At 71.6% G+C, this 17,610-nt stretch carries 17 protein-coding genes and 1 pseudogene; 7 read left to right on the top strand and 11 right to left on the bottom strand.

Annotated elements, in window-relative coordinates; all coding sequences use genetic code 11:
* Positions 1 to 22 precede the first annotated feature (22 nt).
* Positions 23 to 1,069, top strand: coding sequence for a DNA polymerase Y family protein (locus EJ357_RS09895; RefSeq protein ID WP_228473020.1), 1,047 nt, complete (start codon positions 23 to 25; stop codon positions 1,067 to 1,069).
* Here EJ357_RS09895 and EJ357_RS09890 read toward each other — a convergent pair.
* Positions 1,007 to 1,294, bottom strand: a pseudogene (locus EJ357_RS09890) (cupin domain-containing protein); the annotation flags it as partial. The gene EJ357_RS09895 and the pseudogene EJ357_RS09890 sit on opposite strands and share 63 nt — an antisense overlap.
* Before the next feature lie 112 nt (positions 1,295 to 1,406).
* On the opposite strand from EJ357_RS09890, the gene EJ357_RS09885 reads away from it, so the two are divergent.
* Both EJ357_RS09885 and EJ357_RS09880 read left to right on the top strand, forming a co-directional pair.
* Positions 1,407 to 1,853, top strand: coding sequence for a MarR family winged helix-turn-helix transcriptional regulator (locus EJ357_RS09885; RefSeq protein WP_126390667.1), 447 nt, complete (start codon positions 1,407 to 1,409; stop codon positions 1,851 to 1,853).
* 183 nt (positions 1,854 to 2,036) lie between these two features.
* The gene (locus tag EJ357_RS09880) at positions 2,037 to 2,906 is read left to right on the top strand and encodes an esterase/lipase family protein (RefSeq protein ID WP_126390665.1); all 870 of its coding nucleotides are present in this window, start codon (positions 2,037 to 2,039) and stop codon (positions 2,904 to 2,906) included.
* A gap of 87 nt (positions 2,907 to 2,993) precedes the next feature.
* Here EJ357_RS09880 and EJ357_RS09875 read toward each other — a convergent pair whose 3' ends face one another.
* Positions 2,994 to 4,004, bottom strand: a complete 1,011-nt coding sequence (locus EJ357_RS09875) for a lytic polysaccharide monooxygenase (RefSeq protein ID WP_126390663.1) — start codon at positions 4,002 to 4,004, stop codon at positions 2,994 to 2,996.
* A gap of 141 nt (positions 4,005 to 4,145) precedes the next feature.
* Between EJ357_RS09875 and EJ357_RS09870 the strand changes: the two genes are divergently transcribed.
* Positions 4,146 to 4,607 carry a GNAT family N-acetyltransferase gene (locus EJ357_RS09870; protein WP_126390662.1) on the top strand — a complete coding sequence of 154 codons (462 nt, stop codon included), beginning with the start codon at positions 4,146 to 4,148 and terminating at the stop codon, positions 4,605 to 4,607.
* A gap of 46 nt (positions 4,608 to 4,653) precedes the next feature.
* Here EJ357_RS09870 and EJ357_RS50195 read toward each other — a convergent pair whose 3' ends face one another.
* On the bottom strand, positions 4,654 to 4,785 hold the full coding sequence (locus tag EJ357_RS50195; RefSeq protein ID WP_126390660.1) for a hypothetical protein: 132 nt from the start codon (positions 4,783 to 4,785) through the stop codon (positions 4,654 to 4,656).
* 140 nt (positions 4,786 to 4,925) lie between these two features.
* Here EJ357_RS50195 and EJ357_RS09860 point away from each other — a divergent pair, with 140 nt between their 5' ends.
* Positions 4,926 to 5,549 (top strand): class I SAM-dependent methyltransferase, encoded by a 624-nt coding sequence (locus EJ357_RS09860; RefSeq protein WP_126390658.1) that lies wholly within the window; start codon positions 4,926 to 4,928, stop codon positions 5,547 to 5,549.
* Between the two features lie 4 nt (positions 5,550 to 5,553).
* On the opposite strand, the gene EJ357_RS09855 is transcribed toward EJ357_RS09860, so the two are convergent.
* Together EJ357_RS09855 and EJ357_RS09850 are read right to left on the bottom strand one after the other, a co-directional pair.
* On the bottom strand, positions 5,554 to 6,057 hold the full coding sequence (locus EJ357_RS09855) for a DUF402 domain-containing protein (protein ID WP_126390656.1): 504 nt from the start codon (positions 6,055 to 6,057) through the stop codon (positions 5,554 to 5,556).
* Positions 6,038 to 6,967, bottom strand: a complete 930-nt coding sequence (locus EJ357_RS09850; protein WP_126390654.1) for a GNAT family N-acetyltransferase — start codon at positions 6,965 to 6,967, stop codon at positions 6,038 to 6,040. Before EJ357_RS09850 ends, EJ357_RS09855 begins: the two co-directional genes overlap by 20 nt.
* A gap of 72 nt (positions 6,968 to 7,039) precedes the next feature.
* Here EJ357_RS09850 and EJ357_RS09845 point away from each other — a divergent pair, with 72 nt between their 5' ends.
* Entirely contained in the window at positions 7,040 to 7,408 is a 369-nt protein-coding gene (locus EJ357_RS09845) for a GntR family transcriptional regulator (RefSeq protein WP_126390652.1), read from the top strand.
* Here EJ357_RS09845 and EJ357_RS09840 read toward each other — a convergent pair whose 3' ends face one another.
* Positions 7,409 to 8,179 carry a DUF72 domain-containing protein gene (locus tag EJ357_RS09840; protein ID WP_126390650.1) on the bottom strand — a complete coding sequence of 257 codons (771 nt, stop codon included), beginning with the start codon at positions 8,177 to 8,179 and terminating at the stop codon, positions 7,409 to 7,411.
* A gap of 23 nt (positions 8,180 to 8,202) precedes the next feature.
* On the bottom strand, positions 8,203 to 9,297 hold the full coding sequence (locus EJ357_RS09835; protein ID WP_126390648.1) for a DUF5925 domain-containing protein: 1,095 nt from the start codon (positions 9,295 to 9,297) through the stop codon (positions 8,203 to 8,205).
* Between the two features lie 209 nt (positions 9,298 to 9,506).
* Between EJ357_RS09835 and EJ357_RS09830 the strand changes: the two genes are divergently transcribed.
* Positions 9,507 to 10,919: a GH39 family glycosyl hydrolase gene (locus tag EJ357_RS09830; protein ID WP_126390646.1), complete on the top strand. Its 1,413-nt coding sequence runs from the start codon at positions 9,507 to 9,509 to the stop codon at positions 10,917 to 10,919.
* A 22-nt stretch (positions 10,920 to 10,941) separates the two neighbouring features.
* On the opposite strand, the gene EJ357_RS09825 is transcribed toward EJ357_RS09830, so the two are convergent.
* Genes EJ357_RS09825 through EJ357_RS09810 form a run of 4 tightly spaced genes read right to left on the bottom strand, consistent with a single transcriptional unit; the run spans position 10,942 to position 17,462 of the window.
* The gene (locus tag EJ357_RS09825; protein WP_126390644.1) at positions 10,942 to 14,832 is read right to left on the bottom strand and encodes a lipopolysaccharide biosynthesis protein; all 3,891 of its coding nucleotides are present in this window, start codon (positions 14,830 to 14,832) and stop codon (positions 10,942 to 10,944) included.
* Positions 14,825 to 15,625, bottom strand: coding sequence for a polysaccharide deacetylase family protein (locus EJ357_RS09820; protein WP_126390642.1), 801 nt, complete (start codon positions 15,623 to 15,625; stop codon positions 14,825 to 14,827). The genes EJ357_RS09825 and EJ357_RS09820 overlap by 8 nt, the downstream gene beginning before the upstream one ends.
* A complete protein-coding gene (locus EJ357_RS09815) occupies positions 15,622 to 16,644 on the bottom strand; it encodes a glycosyltransferase family 2 protein (protein ID WP_126390640.1) in 1,023 nt (340 codons plus the stop codon). Before EJ357_RS09815 ends, EJ357_RS09820 begins: the two co-directional genes overlap by 4 nt.
* Entirely contained in the window at positions 16,641 to 17,462 is an 822-nt protein-coding gene (locus EJ357_RS09810) for a glycosyltransferase family 2 protein (RefSeq protein ID WP_126390638.1), read from the bottom strand. Before EJ357_RS09810 ends, EJ357_RS09815 begins: the two co-directional genes overlap by 4 nt.
* Positions 17,463 to 17,610: the final 148 nt, after the last annotated feature.

Raw genomic sequence — 17,610 nt, 5'->3', positions numbered from 1 at the left:
CACCAGAGCCCGGGAGTGCGGGATGACCATCCTCTGCATACGTTTCCAGCTGCCGCCGACGGGCGAGGCGGCGGTCCTGCCGGGACTGCTCGGGTTACTCGAGGACTTCACGCCGGTCGTGGAGGCGCTGCCGCCGGACGGGGCGCTGGCCGATCTGCGGTGCGCCGAGCGGCACTTCGGGCGCGGCGCGGTCGAGCTGGCGTCGGTGATCCGGACGCGTGCCCTCGCCCACCACGGGGTCGACTGCGCGATCGGCGCAGGGCCGGGGCCGACGCTGGCCCGCGTCGCGCTGCGGGACGCGCGGCCCGGCGAGACGTGTGCCGTGCCCCAGGAGCCGGACGCCGTCGCGGAGTTCCTCTGCGGGAAGCCCGTCGACGCGCTGCCCGGCGTGGGCGCCGCGACCGCCCGCACCCTGGGTGAGCACGGCCTCGACACCCTCGGCCGGGTCGCCGCCGCGCCCCTTTCCACGCTCCAGCGCCTGGTCGGCGCGAGGGCCGGGCGCGAGCTGCGGGAGAAGGCGAGCGGGATCGACCGGGGCCGGGTCGTCCCGAACGCCGTATCGCGCTCGCTGGCCACCGAACGCCCCCTCGCCCGTGACGAGTCGGACCCCGAGCGGCACCGCCGCGCCCTGCTCTCGGCCGCCGAGGAGCTGGGTGCCCGGCTGCGCGCCCTGGACAAGGTCTGCCGCACCCTGACCCTCACCGTCCGCCGTACCGACAGCGCCCCGACGGTCCACAGTCACACCCTGACGGCACCGACGGCCCGCTCGGCGGCGCTGACCGGTGCGGCGTACGCCCTGTACGACGCCCTCGACCTGCGGCCCGCCCGCGTCCGCGCCCTCGCCCTGCGCGCCGAGGGTCTCGGCCCCGCCGAGCAGGCCCCGTACCGGCCCGCGTTCGATCCGCTCGCCGAGCAGGGCTCAGTTGGCCCACGGCGGCGTGATGCGCGTGCCGTCGGCCAGCTCCGCCGTCAGGCCTATGGACGTGGTGACCCAGGTGACGGCGGTGCGGTCGGCCTGGTTCTCGATGGTCAGGGTCGCGCCGGGGTTGATGATCAGAGTGTCGCCTGAGCGGATCTCCTCGGTGCGGCCGTCCAGCGTGACCAGCAGCTCGCCGTCGAGCAGATGGAGGATCTCCTCGCGGCTGACGGTGTGCGCGGGAGCCTTGGTGCCGGCCGGGATCTCGCCGCGCCAGGCGCAGAGCTCCTTGCTGCCGGTGCCGGGGGTCGCGTACGAGATGAAGCGGGCGCCGTGGATTTCGTGGGTGACGGCTTCGGACGCGCGGACTACGGGCATCGGTGCCTCCTGGTGATCGCTGTCGGCCGGGAATGGTCAAGCTGCTTGACCATGTAGCTCCTTAGATGGTCAAGCAGCTTGACCAATCAGTCAAGGGTGTTTCAATGCCTGCGTGCACAACTCCGAAGCCATGGCCCTGTCCGCCGCCCTGCTCGCCGTCGCCGGTGAGCTCACGCAACGCATCCATGACGGCGTGGTCGACCGGGGCTTCGAAGGGCTGCGGCCCGTGCACGGGTTCGCGTTCGCGCGACTGGCCCCGGGCGGCGCGACGGTCACCGACCTCGCCGTCCACCTCGGCGTGACCAAGCAGGCGGCGAGTCAGCTCGTCGACGAGATCGTGCGCAAGGGGTACGCCGAGCGGCGGCCGCATCCCGGGGATGCGCGTGCCCGGCTGGTCGTGCTGACCGAACGGGGGTGGGCCTGCGCCCGGGCGGCCGAGGAGGCGGCCGCGGACGCCGTGCGGACGTGGGGCGATCTGCTGGGGGAGGGTGAAGTCCGGGCGCTGCTCGCGCAGTTGCTGCGCATCGCGCCCAATGGGCCCATCAGGCCCTCCTGGTGACGGTTCGTCAGTGGCGGTGATCCGTCTCCGGCCGTCGGCGACTATCACTGGAAGTTTTTACTGACGCGTAACTTCACACTTCTCCTACTCGCCCGTAACTTGACGAGTGAACAGCATCCTCGTGATCCGGATCACAGGGCGTAAGGCCGTCGCACCTCCCTTGAGCCGCAAGGAGATCACACGATGCTGCCCTGGAAACGAGCGCTCAGACCCCTGGCCGCGCTGCTGCTGACCGCCGCGGTCGCCGTCGTCCCCGCCACCACCGCCCAGGCGGCCGAGACGACGGCGACCGCGAGCAGCGGTTGGAACGACTACTCCTGCAAACCGTCCGCCGCCCATCCCCGCCCCGTCGTCCTCGTGCACGGCACCTTCGCGAACTCCGTCGACAACTGGCTGGCCCTCGCCCCCTATCTGAAGAACCGGGGCTACTGCGTCTTCTCCCTCGACTACGGCCAGCTGCCGGGTGTCCCGTTCTTCCACGCCCTCGGCCCCATCGACAAGTCGGCGGAGCAACTCTCCGCCCATGTCGACAAGGTGCTCGCCGCGACCGGCGCCGCCGAGGCCGACCTCGTGGGCCACTCGCAGGGCGGCATGATGCCCCGCTACTACGTCAAGTTCCTCGGCGGCGCCGCCAAGGTGAACGCCCTCGTCGGCATCGCGCCCAACAACCACGGCACCACGCTGTCCGGGCTGGCCAACCTGCTGCCGTACTTCCCCGGCGCCGAGGACCTGCTGTCCACCGCCATCCCCGCCCTCGCCCAGCAGGTCGCCGGCTCCGAGTTCATGACCAGGCTCAACGCCGGCGGCGACACCGTCCCCGGCGTCCGCTACACGGTCATCGCCACCAAGTACGACGAGGTGGTCACGCCGTACCGGACTCAGTTCCTGAACGGGCCCGACGTGAAGAACGTCCTGATCCAGGACCTGTGCGCGGTCGACCTGTCCGAGCACGCGCTCATCGGCCTGACCGACCGGATCGCCTTCCATGAGGTGGCCAACGCGCTCGACCCGGCCCGCGCGACCCCCACCACCTGCGCGTCTGCGATCGGTTGAGAGCGGTAGGCGCGGAACATCCGCCGGGGCCTGACCGGCCTGAGCCGCCGGTCAGGCCCCGGAGTACCGGGGCGGTCGAGCCTCGGCTCAGCGGCCGTGCCGGCCGCCACCGGCCGCCGCCCGCCTGCGCACCGACGCGAACAGGACCGCCGAACCCAGCGCCAGGGTCGCCGCACCGCCCATCGCGAGATACGCCGTGCCGCTGTCCCCGCCGGTCTCGGCGAGGTTCTCGGTGGCACCGGCGGCCTTCGGCCGGTTGGCCGGGGTGGCGGACTGCGCCTCCTCGGCCGCAGCGGCCGGCTCCGCCGACGTACTGGCGTCCTGGTCGCCGTGGCCGTTGTGCTCGACCGTCGACTGGTCGGCACCGTCCTCGATCTGCTCCTCCGAGGGCGCGGAGGCGCTCGGGGCCGCGGTGACCTCGCCCCCGCCGCCACCGCCGTCGGAGTCACCGTTGCCCTCGCCGCCGCCGAAGGTCACGTCCGAGCAGGAGTAGAACGCCTCCGGGCTGTCCGAGCGCTGCCAGACCGCGTACAGCAGCTGCTTGCCGGAGCGCTCGGGCAGGGTGCCGGAGAACGTGTAGAAGCCGCCCGACGCCGCCGGGTCGGTGGCCGTCGCCACCGGGTTCGCCAGGTCCAGGTCGGACCAGGCCAGCGGCTTCGTCGGGTCGTAGCCCGCCTTGGTGACGTAGACCTTGAAGGTGCCCTTGTGCGGGGCGGTGACGCGGTACTTGAAGGTGTACGACCCACTGCTCACGCTCGTCGCCGGCCAGTCGGCGCGGGCCAGGTCGAGGCCCTTGAACTCCTCGCTGTCGGCGCTGCACAGCTTGCCGTCCGGGATCAGCTCCTGGTGCCGGCCGGCCGCGTTGCCGATGCGTATGCCGTTCCAGTCGTAGAGGGCCTGGGTGCCGCCCGCCGCGACCGCCGCCTTGCACGCGTCGGACTTGGGGCTCTCCGGGCCCTCCGCGTAGCACTGGGACACCCGGCTGACCGGGTCGCCCATCGAACCGTGCGCCGACGCGGGGGAGGTGGCGAGGGCGGTCAGGGCCAGCGGGGTCAGGCCGAGGGCGGCGACGGTGGCGGCCTTGCGGCGTGCGGGCATGGGGGATCTCCTCGGAACCGAAACTGATGAGTGCCGGATCCAAGAAACCGTGAATTCGCCTGTCGCAGGGGGTTCCAGGCGATCTTTAGGGCCGCCTTAAGGGAGTGCTCAGGCGGAGATCAGGTAGGTACGGTTCCAGCCATGACCGATCAGGGGATCCGGCCCGCCGTCGCCGCCGACGTACCGGCCGTCAAAGCCGTCACCGATGCCGCCTACCACCACTACATCGAGCGGATCGGCAGAGTGCCGCAGCCCATGGAGCGGGACCACGCGGCGTACGTGGCCGAGGGGAAGGTGTTCGTCACGGAGGAACCCGGCACGGGGCGCGTGGTCGGGCTCGTCGTGGTCGAGGCGTACGAGGACCACCTGTACGTCGACAACATCGCCGTCCACCCCGACGCCCAGGGGCAGGGCGTAGGGCGACGGCTGCTGCACTTCGTGGACGCACACGCGGGTGCGCTGGGCCTGGCCGAGGTCAGGCTCTACACGAACGCGCTGATGTGGGAGAACCAGAAGATCTACCCGAAGTACGGCTACGAGGTCGTCGAGCGTCGCGTGGACGGGCCGTACGACCGCGTCCACTACCGCAAGCGGCTTGCCTGACGCGTCCGTGTCTTCCGTCTGTGTCTTGTGCGACCGGCAGGGCGTCTCAGCCGTCCGGCCACCAGGTCCGGGCGATGTCCTTGCGGACCTCGGGTCGTCCCGAGGGGCGCTCGTCGGCCTCCTCACGGACCCGACGGGTGTCCGACTTCCTCTTCAGGGGCTTCTGCATACGGCGCATGGCTGCCTCCTTCAGGGTCCACCGAGTTCCTCGTTCTTACGGAGGTAGACCCTTGCGGGGAGAGTTGCTCATCGCCGCTGGTCCTGTCAGTGGCGGCTGTCACCATTCGACTGTCAGTGGCGGGTGTCACTCTTGGCCCCATGACCGACACGACGAACGGTGAACACGCCGTTACCGGGACGAGCACGGACTGGGACACGGCGGCCGCCTCCTTCGACGACGAACCGGACCACGGCCTGCGCGACCCCGAGGTGCGCCGGGCCTGGGCCTCCCGGCTGCGCTCCTGGCTGCCCGAGCGGGCGTGCGACGTCCTCGACCTCGGCTGCGGCACCGGCAGCCTGTCGCTCCTCGCGGCCGAGCAGGGGCACCGGGTCACGGGAGTGGACCTGTCCCCGGCGATGGTGGACCTCGCCCGCGCCAAGCTCGCCGGGCGTGACGCGGTGTTCCTCGTCGGGGACGCGGCGGCGCCGCCGGTGGGGGAGGAGCGGTTCGACGTCGTGCTCGTACGGCATGTGCTGTGGACGTTGCCCGACCCCGCGCGCGTGCTGCGGCACTGGGCGGGGCTGCTGCGACCCGGCGGGCGGCTGGTGCTGGTCGAGGGCGTGTGGGGGACGGTCGGCCCCGTCGGCATACCCGCGGACCGGCTCGCCGCCCTCCTCGCCCCGCTCGCCGGGCAGGTGCACCTGGAGCGGTTGTCCGACGACGAGCTGCTGTGGGCGAAGGCCGTGGACGACGAGCGGTACGCCCTGGTGGCGAGGGTCTAGCCAGCTAGGCCAGCAGCGACTCCAGGCCGCCCGCCCCGGTGGCGGACGCCTCCAGCTCGTCCAGCGCCGCCACCGCCGCCGCGGCCGCCTCGGGATCCGTCTTCGCCAGGCCGCTCTCGGCGAACTCGTCCTCGTCCAGGCGCCGTACGTCCGTGCCGTCGGCGGAGCGCCACAGGTCCAGGTCGAGGTCCTCGACGACCAGCTCGGCGCCGGACAGCGTGGCCGGGCGGGTGACGTCGCAGTACCAGCCCTTGAGGGCGCCCGCGGCGTCGCGGACCTCCTTCACGGCGTACCAGCGGTCGCGCCAGTAGTACTCGGTGAAGACGTCGCCCGGCTCGAAGCGGACGAACCCGAAGTCACGGACGCCGTCGCCGGACCAGGGGGCGCGGACGGTGATACGGGTGCCGTCGTCGGTGAGCAGTTCGGCCGCGTAACGGATCTTCGTACGGCCGGACTTGACGAGGACCACGTCCAGGAGGCGGCCCTGGTCAGCCGAGTTCGCGGACATGGCGCACCTCCGTCGCGCAGATCTCGTACCCGAACCACTTGTTGATGGCGAGCATCGGTCCGTTGCCGGTGTCGTTGCCGGTGAACGCCTCCGTGAGACCGGCGGCGCGGGCGCGGTGCAGGGAGTCGTTCTTGGCCAGCTTGGCCAGGCCGCGGCCGCGGAAGGCGCGCGCGGTGCCGGTCATGCCGGAGGTGTACCGGGTGCCGCCGTCGGTGCGGGCCAGAGTGAAGGCGGCGGGACGGCCGTCGACGACGGCGACGGAGGTCAGTTCCCGGCTGAGGAGCGGGTGGTTCCAGGTCTCCTCCAGCCAGGCCTCGTAGTCCGTGAACTCGTAGGCGACGTCGCTCGGTTCGTCCGACGCCGTCTCCGCGTCCAGTTCGAACAGCGGGCGCGGGTCGTCCGCGAAGTCGGCCGCCGTGCGCAGCTCGACGCCCGGGGGCGGGGCCTGGAGCGCGGGCAGGGTGCCGTTCGCCAGGTCCAGGCGAAGGAAGTGCGCCGAGCGGCCCTCGCGGTAGCCGTGCCGTTCGGCGAAGGCACGGTTGCCCGGTGCGTCGAGGATCCATGCGAACAGCCTGGTCGCCCCTCGCTCGGACAGGTACTCCTCGGCGGTGCGGACCAGCAGCGTGCCCGCGCCGCGGCGGGTGCGCGCCGGGTCGACGTACACGTTGACGTAGCCCTGGCCGGGTTCCGGGCTGTCGTGCACGAGCCCGACCTGTGCCGTGCCGATCACCTCGCCGTCCTTCTCGGCGACGAGCGGCCGGTAGTGGGCGTCGGGGTGCATGTGGGTGACGTCGTAGGTGATGGAGTCCGGGGTCACCACGAAGAAGGGCAGGGCGCGATGGCGGACGCGGGAGAAGCCCTCGACGTCGGCTCGTACCTCGGGACGCAGGGGGCGCACGATTACAGTCATCACGGCGCACGCTACGGGGGCCGGCGTCGGGGTGCCTCTCATTTTCCGAGGGGTTACGGGACAATCGGCCCTGTGACCTTGAAGATCCACATCGACGACAGTGCGGCGCCGTACGAGCAGGTACGGGCGCAGATCTCCGAGCAGGCACGCGCGGGGGTGCTGCCGGTCGGGTACCGGCTGCCGACCGTGCGGGGGCTCGCGGAGTCGCTGGGGCTGGCGGCCAACACCGTCGCCAAGGCGTACCGGGCGCTGGAGAGCGACGGGGTGATCGAGACGCGGGGCCGCAACGGCACGTTCGTGGCCGCCGCCGGATCGGCCGCGGAGCGGGAGCTGGCGTCGGCCGCGCAGGCGTACGTGGAGCGGGCCCGCAGGCTCGGGCTCCCGGAGGGCGACGCGTTGGCGGCCGTGCGGGACGCCCTGCGGGCGGCTTACGGCGAGTAGTCAGCGGCGTGCGGCGAAACCCGGCGTGCGCGTCACCGCGAGGCCCGCTCGCGTCGCCGCCCTCCCGAAGACCACCGCGTCCTCCACCGCCGCCCCGCCCGGGTCGTTGTTGAAGTACGCGTACATGTCCTCGGCGTCGGACCACGTGGTCGCGAGGCGGTCGACCCAGGTCTCCAGGGAGCGCCGGCCGTAGCGGGGCCAGGGGTGGGCGCGGCCCTCGTGGAAGCGGACGTAGCCCCAGTCCGCGGTGCGCCACAAGGGGGTCACCGGGCGGGCCCGGACATCGGCCCAGCACAGGGCGGCACCCCGGGACTCCAGCACCTTGCGGGTACCGGAGACCCACCAGGACTCGTGGCGGGGCTCGACCGCGATCCGCGCCCCGGACGGGAAGCGGGCCAGGCAGGCGTCCAGGAGGTCGGGGTCGGCGCGCAGGGTCGGCGGGAGTTGGAGGAGGACCGGCCCCAGGCGGTCGCCCAGGCCCGCCGCATGGGACATCAGACGGTGGACCGGCTCCTCGGGATCCTTGAGGCGCTTGATGTGGGTCAGATAGCGGCTCGCCTTCACCGCGACCACGAAGTCCCCCGGCACCCGGTCGCGCCAGGCCTCGAAGTTCTCGCGCGTGGGCAGCCGGTAGAAGGCGTTGTTGATCTCCACCGTGGCGAAGTGCCGCGTGTACTCCTCCAGCCACAGCCGCATGGGCACGTCGGCGGGGTAGAGAGCACCCCGCCAGTCCCGGTACTGCCACCCCGACGTCCCGACGAACAGGGTCATACGACCATGAAAGCACCGGAAGGCTAGAGGTACAGCCCCGCGTCCGCCCCGTCCCGCGGCTCCGGCAGCGACGTCGGGGACGTGCCCCGCTGCAGGGCGTACAGCTCCGCCAGGGTGGCCCCCTCGCGGCCGACGCCCTCATCGGTGCCCAGCCAGTTCACGGCCTCCCGGCGCGTCAGCGCCCCCACCTCGATGCGGGCCAGACAGCGCCCGGGGCGGACGACGGCGGGGTGCAGGCGCTCCAGGTCCTCGTTGGTCGTCACACCGACCAGGACGTTGCGGCCCTGGCCCAGCAGGCCGTCCGTCAGGTTCAGCAGCCGCGACAGCGCCTGGCCCGCGGTGTGCTTCGCCTCGCCCCGGATCAGCTCGTCGCAGTCCTCCAGGAGCAGCAGCCGCCAGCGGCCCTTGCCCGTGGAGTCCTCCTCGCCGATCGCGATGTCCATCAGATAGCCGACGTCGCTGAAGAGCCGCTCCGGGTCCAGGACGCAGTCCACCTGGCACCAGTCCCGCCAGGAGCGGGCCAGGGTGCGCAGCGCGGAGGTCTTGCCGGTGCCCGGCGGGCCGTGCAGCAGGAGCAGCCGGCCCGCGATGTCCTGCGGGGTCGTCTTCATCAGGCGGTCCATCGCGTCCGCGACCGGCGCGGTGTAGTTGGCCCGCACCTCGTCCCAGGTGCCCGCCGAGATCTGCCGGGTGGTGCGATGCGGGCCGCGCCTGGGGGAGACGTACCAGAAGCCCATGGTCACGTTCTCCGGCTGCGGCTCGGGCTCGTCCGCCGCGCCGTCCGTCGCCTCGCCCAGCACCCGTGCCGCCAGTTCCTCGCTGGTCGCCGTCACCGTGACGTCGGCGCCCCGGTTCCAGCGGGAGATCAGCATGGTCCAGCCCTCGCCCTCCGCCAGCGTCGCGCTGCGGTCGTCGTCGCGGGCGGCGCGCAGCACGCGGGCACCCGGCGGCAGGAGTGTCGCCCCGGACCGCACGCGGTCGATGTTCACCGCGTGCGAGAACGGCTGCTCGCCCGTCGCGAAGCGGCCGAGGAACAGCGCGTCGACGACGTCGGACGGCGAGTCGCTGTCGTCGACGTTGAGCCGGATCGGCAGAGCGTCGTGTGGGTTCGCAGACATGCGGCCATGATCCGGCACGTGGCGTCCCTCTGCACCCGGTTTCCCTGGCACGTCCCGCCAAAGGTGCACGCCCGAGAACCGGGGCGTGGCCGCCGTGCGCCGTGCCCGTGCGGCCGTCGTGTCCTCCCCGTGTCCCCTCCGTCCTGTTGCAGGACTGTGTAGGCGGAAACCTGCCCGAGCGGCGGTCACCCCCGTTACCGTTGTCCTTGATGGGACGTCATGGGTGGAATTCGGGGGCAGGGCGGTGGCGGCTCACCGCGCTGCTCGGTGTGGGCGCGGCCGCCCTGGCCCTGGTGGTGACCCTGCTCAACACGCTTCCCGGCAACGGCGCGAGCACCGAGGGCACCACACGTGACGGCGACAAGGTGCACGGCAGCCCGACGGCCACGCCGGACGCGACGAACCCGCAGGTGGGCTGGGGGTTCACCCACACCCGGCACAGCGCCGACGAGGGCGCCGCGGCGGCCGTGAAGCGCGTCGAGGAACGGCTCGCGGACGCCGGGGGACTGCCGCAGATCCAGCACATCATGGGCTGGGGCGCCGACAACCCCGAGCCGGTCGAGGGGCGTTACGACTTCGAGGCGATGGACCGCCGGATCGACTTCGTCCGCGCCTCCGGCAGCACCCCGGTCGTCACCCTGTGCTGCGCCCCCGACTGGATGAAGGGCGGCGAGCCCGGCGTCGACAACACGAACTGGAGCCAGGCCGCCCTGGAGACGGCACCCGAGCCCGAACACTTCGACGACTTCGCCGCGCTCGCCGTCACCGTCGCCAAGCGCTACCCGGACGTACGCCACTTCATCGTCTGGAACGAGTTCAAGGGCTTCTGGAACGACGCCGAGGCCCGCTGGGACTACGAGGGCTACACACAGCTCTACAACCTCGTCCACAAGGCGCTCAAGAAGGTCAACCCGGAGATCATGGTCGGCGGGCCGTACCTCGTGATGGACAGCGTCGACCCGCGCGCCGAAGAGGCATCGACGGCGCTGAAGGGCTCCTGGGGCGCCCTGGACCAGCGCACGATCGACGCCTTCGCGTACTGGAACGAGCACAAAGTCGGCGCCGACTTCGTCGTCGTGGACGGCTCCAGCTACACCCGGGACGACGAGTTGCTGCCCGACGAGTTCACCGCCACCGACAAGTTCACGGCCGTGAGCCGGTGGGTGCGCGAACAGACCGGTGACCTGCCGCTGTGGTGGGCCGAGTACTACGTCGAGCCCGCCGACGGCAACGACGACCGCAAGGGCTGGTCCGAGGCCCGCCGCGGTGCCGTCCAGGCCGCCGGGATGATCGCGCTGGCCAAGGGAGGTGCCACCTCCGCCTTCTACTGGAATCCGGAGGAGGAGAAGGGCACCGAATGCGCCGGCTGTCTGTGGACGCCGACCGACGGCTCGGGAGGCGGCGAGAAGCTGCCCATGTACGACCTGCTCGCCCGGTTCAGCAAGGAGTTCCGGCCGGGGACCGAGTACACGAAGGTGTCCGTGGACAGCCCCGACGTGCGGGTCCTGGCCACGGACAAGGTGGTCCTGGCCGTGAACACCCTCGACCGCCAGACCAGCGCGAAGATCGACGGCAAGAAGGTCGAGCTGCAGGCGTACGAGGTGAAGTGGCTGAAGCGCTGAGCCGCTTCACCTCGTACGCCCTCTACTCGATCGTCAGGAACCGCTGCACCAGGGAGGCCAGCAGCACCGCCAGCAGCGGCAGCGAGAACCAGAAGCTGCTCTGCAGCCAGCGCAGTTGCCGCACGCTCGGCGCCAGCGCCACCCGCACGATCTCGCGGGCCATCAGCAGCAGGATCAGCGCGACCGCCGCGAGCCCGCCGACCACCGACCACGGCGTCCAGGTCACCTGCGGCCCGATCGGACCGGGATCGGCCTTCGGGATCTCGCCCGCCGGCTGCTTGCGCAGCGCGTACATGGTCACGTCGGCGTTGACGAAGACCTTCTTCAGCTCCTGGCGCTTGTCCAGGTTCTGGATCAGCCGCGACTCCCAGGTCGCCGAGTAGCCGACGTCCAGCCGGAGATAGGTCACCTGGCCGCGGTTGATCATCAGATACGAGTTCGGGCCGGCGTCCTTGAGCGCCTTCACCAGCCCCGACACCAGCACCGGGTCGGCCGGCGCGAGCGTGGGCAGGTACTCCACTTTCTCCATGTCCCGTGAGCCCCACGGCATCGACGGCGTCACGACGTTGACCGGGTCGTCGCTCAGCCACAGCAGCCTGAGACTCGGATCGTCATGGGCGTACACGTACTCCATGGCGGCGACCTCGCCGGGCCGCACCCGCTCGAACGGCTCGTTGCCCCAGCGGGCCACCAGGAAGCCGCCCATGAGCACCAGGCCCGCCATGAGCGCGGCCAGCGGGGCGAGGCTCACCCGGTCCTTGTCGCGCTCCTTGGCGGTGACGCCGGTGCGCGGGAAGAAGGCGAGTGCGGCCAGCAGGGCCGCGCCGGGCAGGGCGAACATGAAGACGCGCAGCGCCATCTCACCGCCGTACGACTGCATGCCGAAGCCCAGGAACGGCACGAAGGTGAGGACGAGCAGCGAGCGCTCCCGGTAGTGGTGGAAGCGCCGCCGCCACCAGCCCCAGCAGGCGAAGGCCATCACGCCGCCGGCCAGCAGTACGCGCGTGTAGAGGACGAGCTTGTGGGTGGAGCTGCCGCCCTCGATACGGCCGGAGACGGACGACGACACGTTGCCGCCGACGCCGCCGACCCCGCCGAAGAGTTCGTCGAAGTGCCCGGACCAGTACGGCTCGGCCAGGAAGCCGATCCAGACCGTGACCATGACGCCGAACAGGATCGGCAGGCCGCGCAGTTCGGACTTGCCGATCAGGACCAGCGCCGTCAGCACGCCCAGCATCACGAACGGCGTGAGCTGGTGGGCCGGGACGCTCGCCGCGAACAGTCCGATCACGACCGCCAGCAGCACGGCCTGCTGCCGCCGGTTCGCCGGCTCGACCTCGACCTCGCCGGGGCGGCGCTTCGTCCAGATCACATGCGGCGCGCGGAACCAGACCAGCAGGATCGCCGCGAAGACGAGGTACAGCAGGTAGGTGAAGCCCTGCGGCGAGAAGTAGTCCTGGCCCACCCAGCCGCTGAGCACGAAGACCCAGATGCCGGTCCACTTGGCCCGCCAGCTCGCCCGCATGGAGCGCACCAGCAGGAACATCGGCACCAGGTAGAGGAGTTGCATGGTGAGCGGCCACCAGCGGATGACCTCGGTGAAGTCGCCGACCCCGCAGGCCTTCGCGACGAACGCGGCCGCCGCGAAGAAGCCCGGCCAGCTCCAGCGCGCGTCCAGGTCGGGCACCGCCGACCCGGTGCGGTCGATGTAGTCGAGGAAGCCGAGGTGCTGCCAGGCCGTCGCGAACCTCGGCTCGGTCTCGATCAGCGCGGGCAGGGCGTGCAGGGACACGACCGTCGCCAGCAGGGTGACCAGCAGCAACGCCCTGTGCTCGCGCCCCAGCCACAGCACCGAGGCGAACACCACCACCAGCAGCGCGGCCCCGACCAGCGTCGGCATCGGCAGCACGGAGATCAGCCCGAGCCCGCCCATGCCGTCCAGGTCCGCCTCGCCGAGCCGCAGCGCGGGCACCCAGTAGAGCAGCAGCGCGGCGATCAGCAGACAGCCGAGGACCACCCCGAGCCGGGTGGGCAGCAACCGCTCACGCCAGGTCGGCGCGGGCGCCTGCGGCAGTCGTACGGGATCTTCGGGCATGGGCGGCTCTTCCCGTACGGCGGTCTCCTGCCGTACGACGGCCTCCTCCCGTACGGCAGCCTCCTCGCGCTCCTCCGGTGCGGCCTCCTCGCCCTTGCCCGCGTCGTACTCCGCCTCGAACGGCGCGTCCACCTCGGCGGGCCCCTGCGAGGCCTCCGAACCGGGCTCGCTCCCCCACTCCCGAATGCGCTCGAGCGGGGGGACCCCCGTCTCCACCGGAGGCCCGAACTCCGGCTTGCGTGCCCAGGTCGGCCGGTGCTGGTGCGGGGTGACCGGGGGCGTACCGGTGGGCGGCGTGCCCGGGCCCGGGCGGACATCCGGGCGGCGTTCCAGGTGGTCGAAGTCGACGTGGATTCCGAGGGCGAGGGTGTCGGAGTCGAGCGCCCAGCCGGGCATGCGCTTGCGCGCCCCCTCGGGCACCTCGCGCGCCCCCAGATCGGCGAGGTCACCGTCGGGAGCCGCGTCCTCGGGAACGTCGGCCGAGGTGGCCCGGGCCGTCCGGTACAGCTTCGGCGCGGCGATCGTGACGATCACCGCGAGGGAGACGATCTCGGCGACGCCCGCGCCGGTCAGGCCCATGCGGGGGAGCAGCAGCAGCGTCAGGCCGAGCACCAGGGCACACAACAGGCCCTGCAGCCACGCCAGTCCGGCCGTACGGCTCTGCGCGCGCAGCACCGCGAAGTACGTCTCCATGACGACCCGCAGCAGCGCGCCGACCGCGAACCAGCGCAGCAGCGGGGTGGCCGCGTCCGCGTACCCCTGGCCGAAGACGCCCAGGATCCAGGGCGCGCCGAAGAACAGGATCGCGGCGACCGGCACCATGATGCGCGCCATGCGCCGCAGCGCCGCCCGGGTGTTGGCGGCCAGCCGGCCGGGGTCGTGCGAGCCCTCGACCGTCAGGGAGGCGCCCATGTTGATGGCGAGCAGGTTGACTGTGCCGCCGATCGTGGCCGTGATGTAGAAGTACGCGTTGTCCTCGGAGGAGACCTGCGCCGCCACGATCACCGGAATCAGATAGACCACGGCGAGCGAGAACAGGGAGCCGGTGTAGTCGCCCGCGAGGAACTTCCCGATCTCCTTCAGGGACGGCGGGCTGCCGTTGTCCTTGGTCGCCTCCACATGGCGCGGCACCAGCCGCCGGAACACCAGCCAGCCCAGCGGCAGCACCGACACCGCGATCGCCGCGACCCAGGACACGAAGACCCCGGCGGTGGGGATCGCCACCGCGAAGGCCACCAGCAGGCCCAGCTTCACCGCGGAGAACACGGTGTTGCCGACCGGCACCCACACCGCGCTGCGCAGCCCGGTCAGCACGCCGTCCTGGAGGGTGAGCAGGTTCCAGGCGATGACGGCCACGACGAAGAAGAGCCCGCCCGCCGCCCCGTTCAGGAACCGGTACGACGGCCCCCACAGGTCCAGCGTCAGCAGAAAGCCGCCCGCGGCCAGCGCCACCACCACACAGCTGCCCGCGTACGTCCGGAAGATCAGCCGGCCGCTCCTGCGCCCCGCCACCGGGATGAACCGGGCCAGCGCGCCCGTCAGCGTCACCGCGGTGAGCCCCGCGAGGAACTTCATCGCGGCGATCGCGGCGGAGCCCTGGCCGACCGCGGACTCGGAGTAGTAGCGGGCCGCGGCCAGCCAGAAACCGAGCCCCAGCACGGCGGAGATGCCCGTGTTGATCATCAGGGCGTAGGCGTTGCGGAACAGCTGGCTGCCCCCGGAGGACCCGCCCATGCCGGGCAGGCGAAGGCGGCGCCCCGACTGCTCGGGCGCCGTCGCGTCGGTCGATGCGGGCTCGGTCGTCGTCGTGTCAGACACGGGAACGGATGGCCTTCCGGCGGACCTGTCGGGCTCTGCGGACCAGGGCGTACCCCTTGGTGAGGGCACGGTCCCCGGCGAAGGTGCGGGCGATGGCACGGCCTTCGACCATCCGCCCGAACTCCTCGATGCCGGTGGTACGGCGCACGGTCAGCCGGGTGAGGGCGTACGGCCCCTGCCGGCGCCGCGCGAGGCCGTTGTTGACGGCGAGCGCCTGGGCGTACCCGGTCTCCCGCACGGCCTCGCGCACCCGGCGGCTGGAGTAGCCGTACGGGTAGGCGAACGAGGCCGGGACGGTGCCGAGCTGGTCCGAGACGATCTCCTTGCACAGGATCAGCTCGGAGCGCAGCCTGTCGTCCGGGAGCTGGTCGAGCTGGGGGTGGGTGTGGCTGTGGCCGCCGATCTCGACGTCCGCCTCGGCGAGTTCGCGGACCTGGTCCCAGTCGAGCATGGTGTCCAGGCCGCCGCCCATGTCGTGCGGGCCCTTCAGCCAGCCCGTGGAGACGAACACCGTGGCCGCGAAGCCGTGCTTGGCGAGCACGGGCAGGGCGTGCCGGTGCACGCCCTCGTAGCCGTCGTCGAAGGTGATCAGCACGGGGCGCTCGGGCAGCGGTTTGCCGGAACGCCAGCGCGCCGCGAGATCGGCCGTCCGCACGGGCGTGAGTCCCAGGTCGCCGATCAGCGCCATCTGTTCCGCGAACGCCTCCGGCGCCACCGACAGCTCACGGGTGGCGTCGTTCGGCGAGGTGGAGACGGCGTGGTACATCAGGATCGGCACACGCGCGTCGGTCATCTTCTTCCCCCCTTGATGCCCGGTTCCTCCCCGCTGCCCGTTTCCCCGGCGAGCCCCGCCACCGAGTACATGGCGCCTCCCCGGCGCGCGCGGACACTCCCCACGACGTACCCACCGGCCGCCGTCAGCACCCCCGCGACGATCGCACCCGCCCGCCCCGCACCGCCGGTCCGGGCCAGTACGGCATCCCGGACGCCGCGCGCCACCCCGGCCGGCAGTACCCGGGTGGCGTACCGGCGCTCGGACTCAAGTCCCTTGTCGGCGCCCACACTTCGGGCCACCAGCGCCTTCGACAGGCCCTCGGCGTAGGCGCGGGTGCGGAAGTACCGGAAGTGCTCACGGGCCTCGGGAACCCGGTGGTGGATCACCGCCCGGTCGTCGATCAGCAGGACCGCGTCGGGCCGGGCCCGGGTGAGCCGGATGCACAGCTCCGTCTCCTCGCATCCCAGCGGCAGCCGGTCGCCGTCGCGGCCGATGCCGGTGGCGAAACCGCCGGCGAAGTCGAACGCGGTGCGCCGGAAGGAGGCGTTGCCGCCGAGGACGTTGCGCACCTTGACCCGGCCGCTCGGCAGACCCCGGTAGGTGCAGCCGACGACCCAGTCGAACTCCTCCGGGAACCAGTGCGGCCGGCGTCCCGACGCCCAGATCGGCTCGGTGCGCCCGCCGACGGCCATCACGCGCGGGTCGGCGTACCCGGCCGCGAAGTGCCGCAGCCAGTCGCGCTCGGCCACGGCGTCGTCGTCGAGGAACGCGATCACCTCGCCGTACGAGGATGCGATCCCGGTGTTGCGGCCGGCGGACAGGCCGCGGGGACCCGCGTTGGCGAGCACCCGAACGTCGGCCGCTTCCTTGTACTCCTTGGTCAGCCGGTCCAGGAGCGCCTCGTTGTGGTCGACGACCAGCAGCGTCTCCAGCGCCGGATACGACTGCGCCCGCACCGAGGAGACCGCCGCGAGGATGTCCTCCCAGCGGTCCTCGGTGTACACGCAGATCACGACGGAGATGTCGGGATCGCTCAAGACGCCTCTCCCCGGACCGAGCTGAGCACCTGGGAGTGGTTCCTGCGCCGGCGCAGGGCACGCCGGTTGGAGCGCTCCTTGAGGATCACCTTGAGCACCCTCAGCCCGTCCCGCACGGCGCGCAGATTGCTCGTGCCGTGGATACGGAGGTACTCGTGGCTGGGTATCTCCTGCACCTTCAGCCCCGCCTTGACGACCCGGATGTTCATCAGGGTCTCCACCTCGAAGCCCGTGCAGTCGAGGTCGATCTTGTCCAGGCAGTGCCGCCAGAACGCGTTGTATCCATAGCAGAGATCGGTGTAGCGGGCGCCGAACTTGCGGTTGACGGCCGTGCACAGCGCCCAGTTGCCCAGCTTGCGGATCGGCGTCATGTCGTCGGTGCCGCCGCCGTTGGCGAAGCGGGACCCCTTGGCGAAGTCCGCGCCCGAGACCAGGGCGGAGACGTACGACAGGATCTCGTTGCCGTCGGCCGAGCCGTCCGCGTCGACCATCACGATGATGTCGCCGGTGGCCGCCTCGAAACCGGTGATCAGGGCATCCCCCTTGCCCTTGCCGCGCTGGCGCACGACCTTCACATCGGGCCACAGCTCACGGGCCACTTCGACGGTGTTGTCGGTGGAGTTGCCGTCGACCAGGACCACTTCGTGTATCCAGTCCGGCAGGGTCTTGAAGACGTACGGAAGGTTCTCCGCCTCGTTCATGGCCGGTATCACCACGCTCACCGGTGGCGCGATGGCCAGGTGCGTGGAGACGGGCCGGTACTTGCCGACCGGTGACGGATCTTGGTCCGCGACCGCCGGGCGCAGAACAGAACTCATGAGTCAGGTCCCTCTCGTCCGGTGGACCGCCCGCCCCTGGGCGGCCCGGCTCTTGGTCCGGTTCGAAAGGGGGGTTTCTCACTCACGGCACGGATAAGTGGATCTCCGCGCGCGTGTGGTGAGCTGGCATGTCTGGCCGACCACCAGA

Origin of the sequence: Streptomyces cyaneochromogenes (genome assembly GCF_003963535.1) — a bacterium.
GTDB classification, from domain to species: domain Bacteria; phylum Actinomycetota; class Actinomycetes; order Streptomycetales; family Streptomycetaceae; genus Streptomyces; species Streptomyces shaanxiensis.
This window is presented reverse-complemented; position numbering and strand designations above follow the sequence as displayed.

Coding starts and splice junctions, on each gene's coding strand:
- EJ357_RS09895 (WP_228473020.1), top strand. CDS start 23: ATGACCATCCTCTGCATACGTTTCCAGCTGCCGCCGACGGGCGAGGCG.
- EJ357_RS09880 (WP_126390665.1), top strand. CDS start 2,037: ATGCTGCCCTGGAAACGAGCGCTCAGACCCCTGGCCGCGCTGCTGCTG.
- EJ357_RS09875 (WP_126390663.1), bottom strand. CDS start 4,004: ATGCCCGCACGCCGCAAGGCCGCCACCGTCGCCGCCCTCGGCCTGACC.
- EJ357_RS09870 (WP_126390662.1), top strand. CDS start 4,146: ATGACCGATCAGGGGATCCGGCCCGCCGTCGCCGCCGACGTACCGGCC.
- EJ357_RS50195 (WP_126390660.1), bottom strand. CDS start 4,785: ATGCGCCGTATGCAGAAGCCCCTGAAGAGGAAGTCGGACACCCGTCGG.
- EJ357_RS09860 (WP_126390658.1), top strand. CDS start 4,926: ATGACCGACACGACGAACGGTGAACACGCCGTTACCGGGACGAGCACG.
- EJ357_RS09855 (WP_126390656.1), bottom strand. CDS start 6,057: ATGTCCGCGAACTCGGCTGACCAGGGCCGCCTCCTGGACGTGGTCCTC.
- EJ357_RS09850 (WP_126390654.1), bottom strand. CDS start 6,967: ATGACTGTAATCGTGCGCCCCCTGCGTCCCGAGGTACGAGCCGACGTC.
- EJ357_RS09840 (WP_126390650.1), bottom strand. CDS start 8,179: ATGACCCTGTTCGTCGGGACGTCGGGGTGGCAGTACCGGGACTGGCGG.
- EJ357_RS09835 (WP_126390648.1), bottom strand. CDS start 9,297: ATGTCTGCGAACCCACACGACGCTCTGCCGATCCGGCTCAACGTCGAC.
- EJ357_RS09830 (WP_126390646.1), top strand. CDS start 9,507: ATGGGACGTCATGGGTGGAATTCGGGGGCAGGGCGGTGGCGGCTCACC.
- EJ357_RS09820 (WP_126390642.1), bottom strand. CDS start 15,625: ATGACCGACGCGCGTGTGCCGATCCTGATGTACCACGCCGTCTCCACC.
- EJ357_RS09810 (WP_126390638.1), bottom strand. CDS start 17,462: ATGAGTTCTGTTCTGCGCCCGGCGGTCGCGGACCAAGATCCGTCACCG.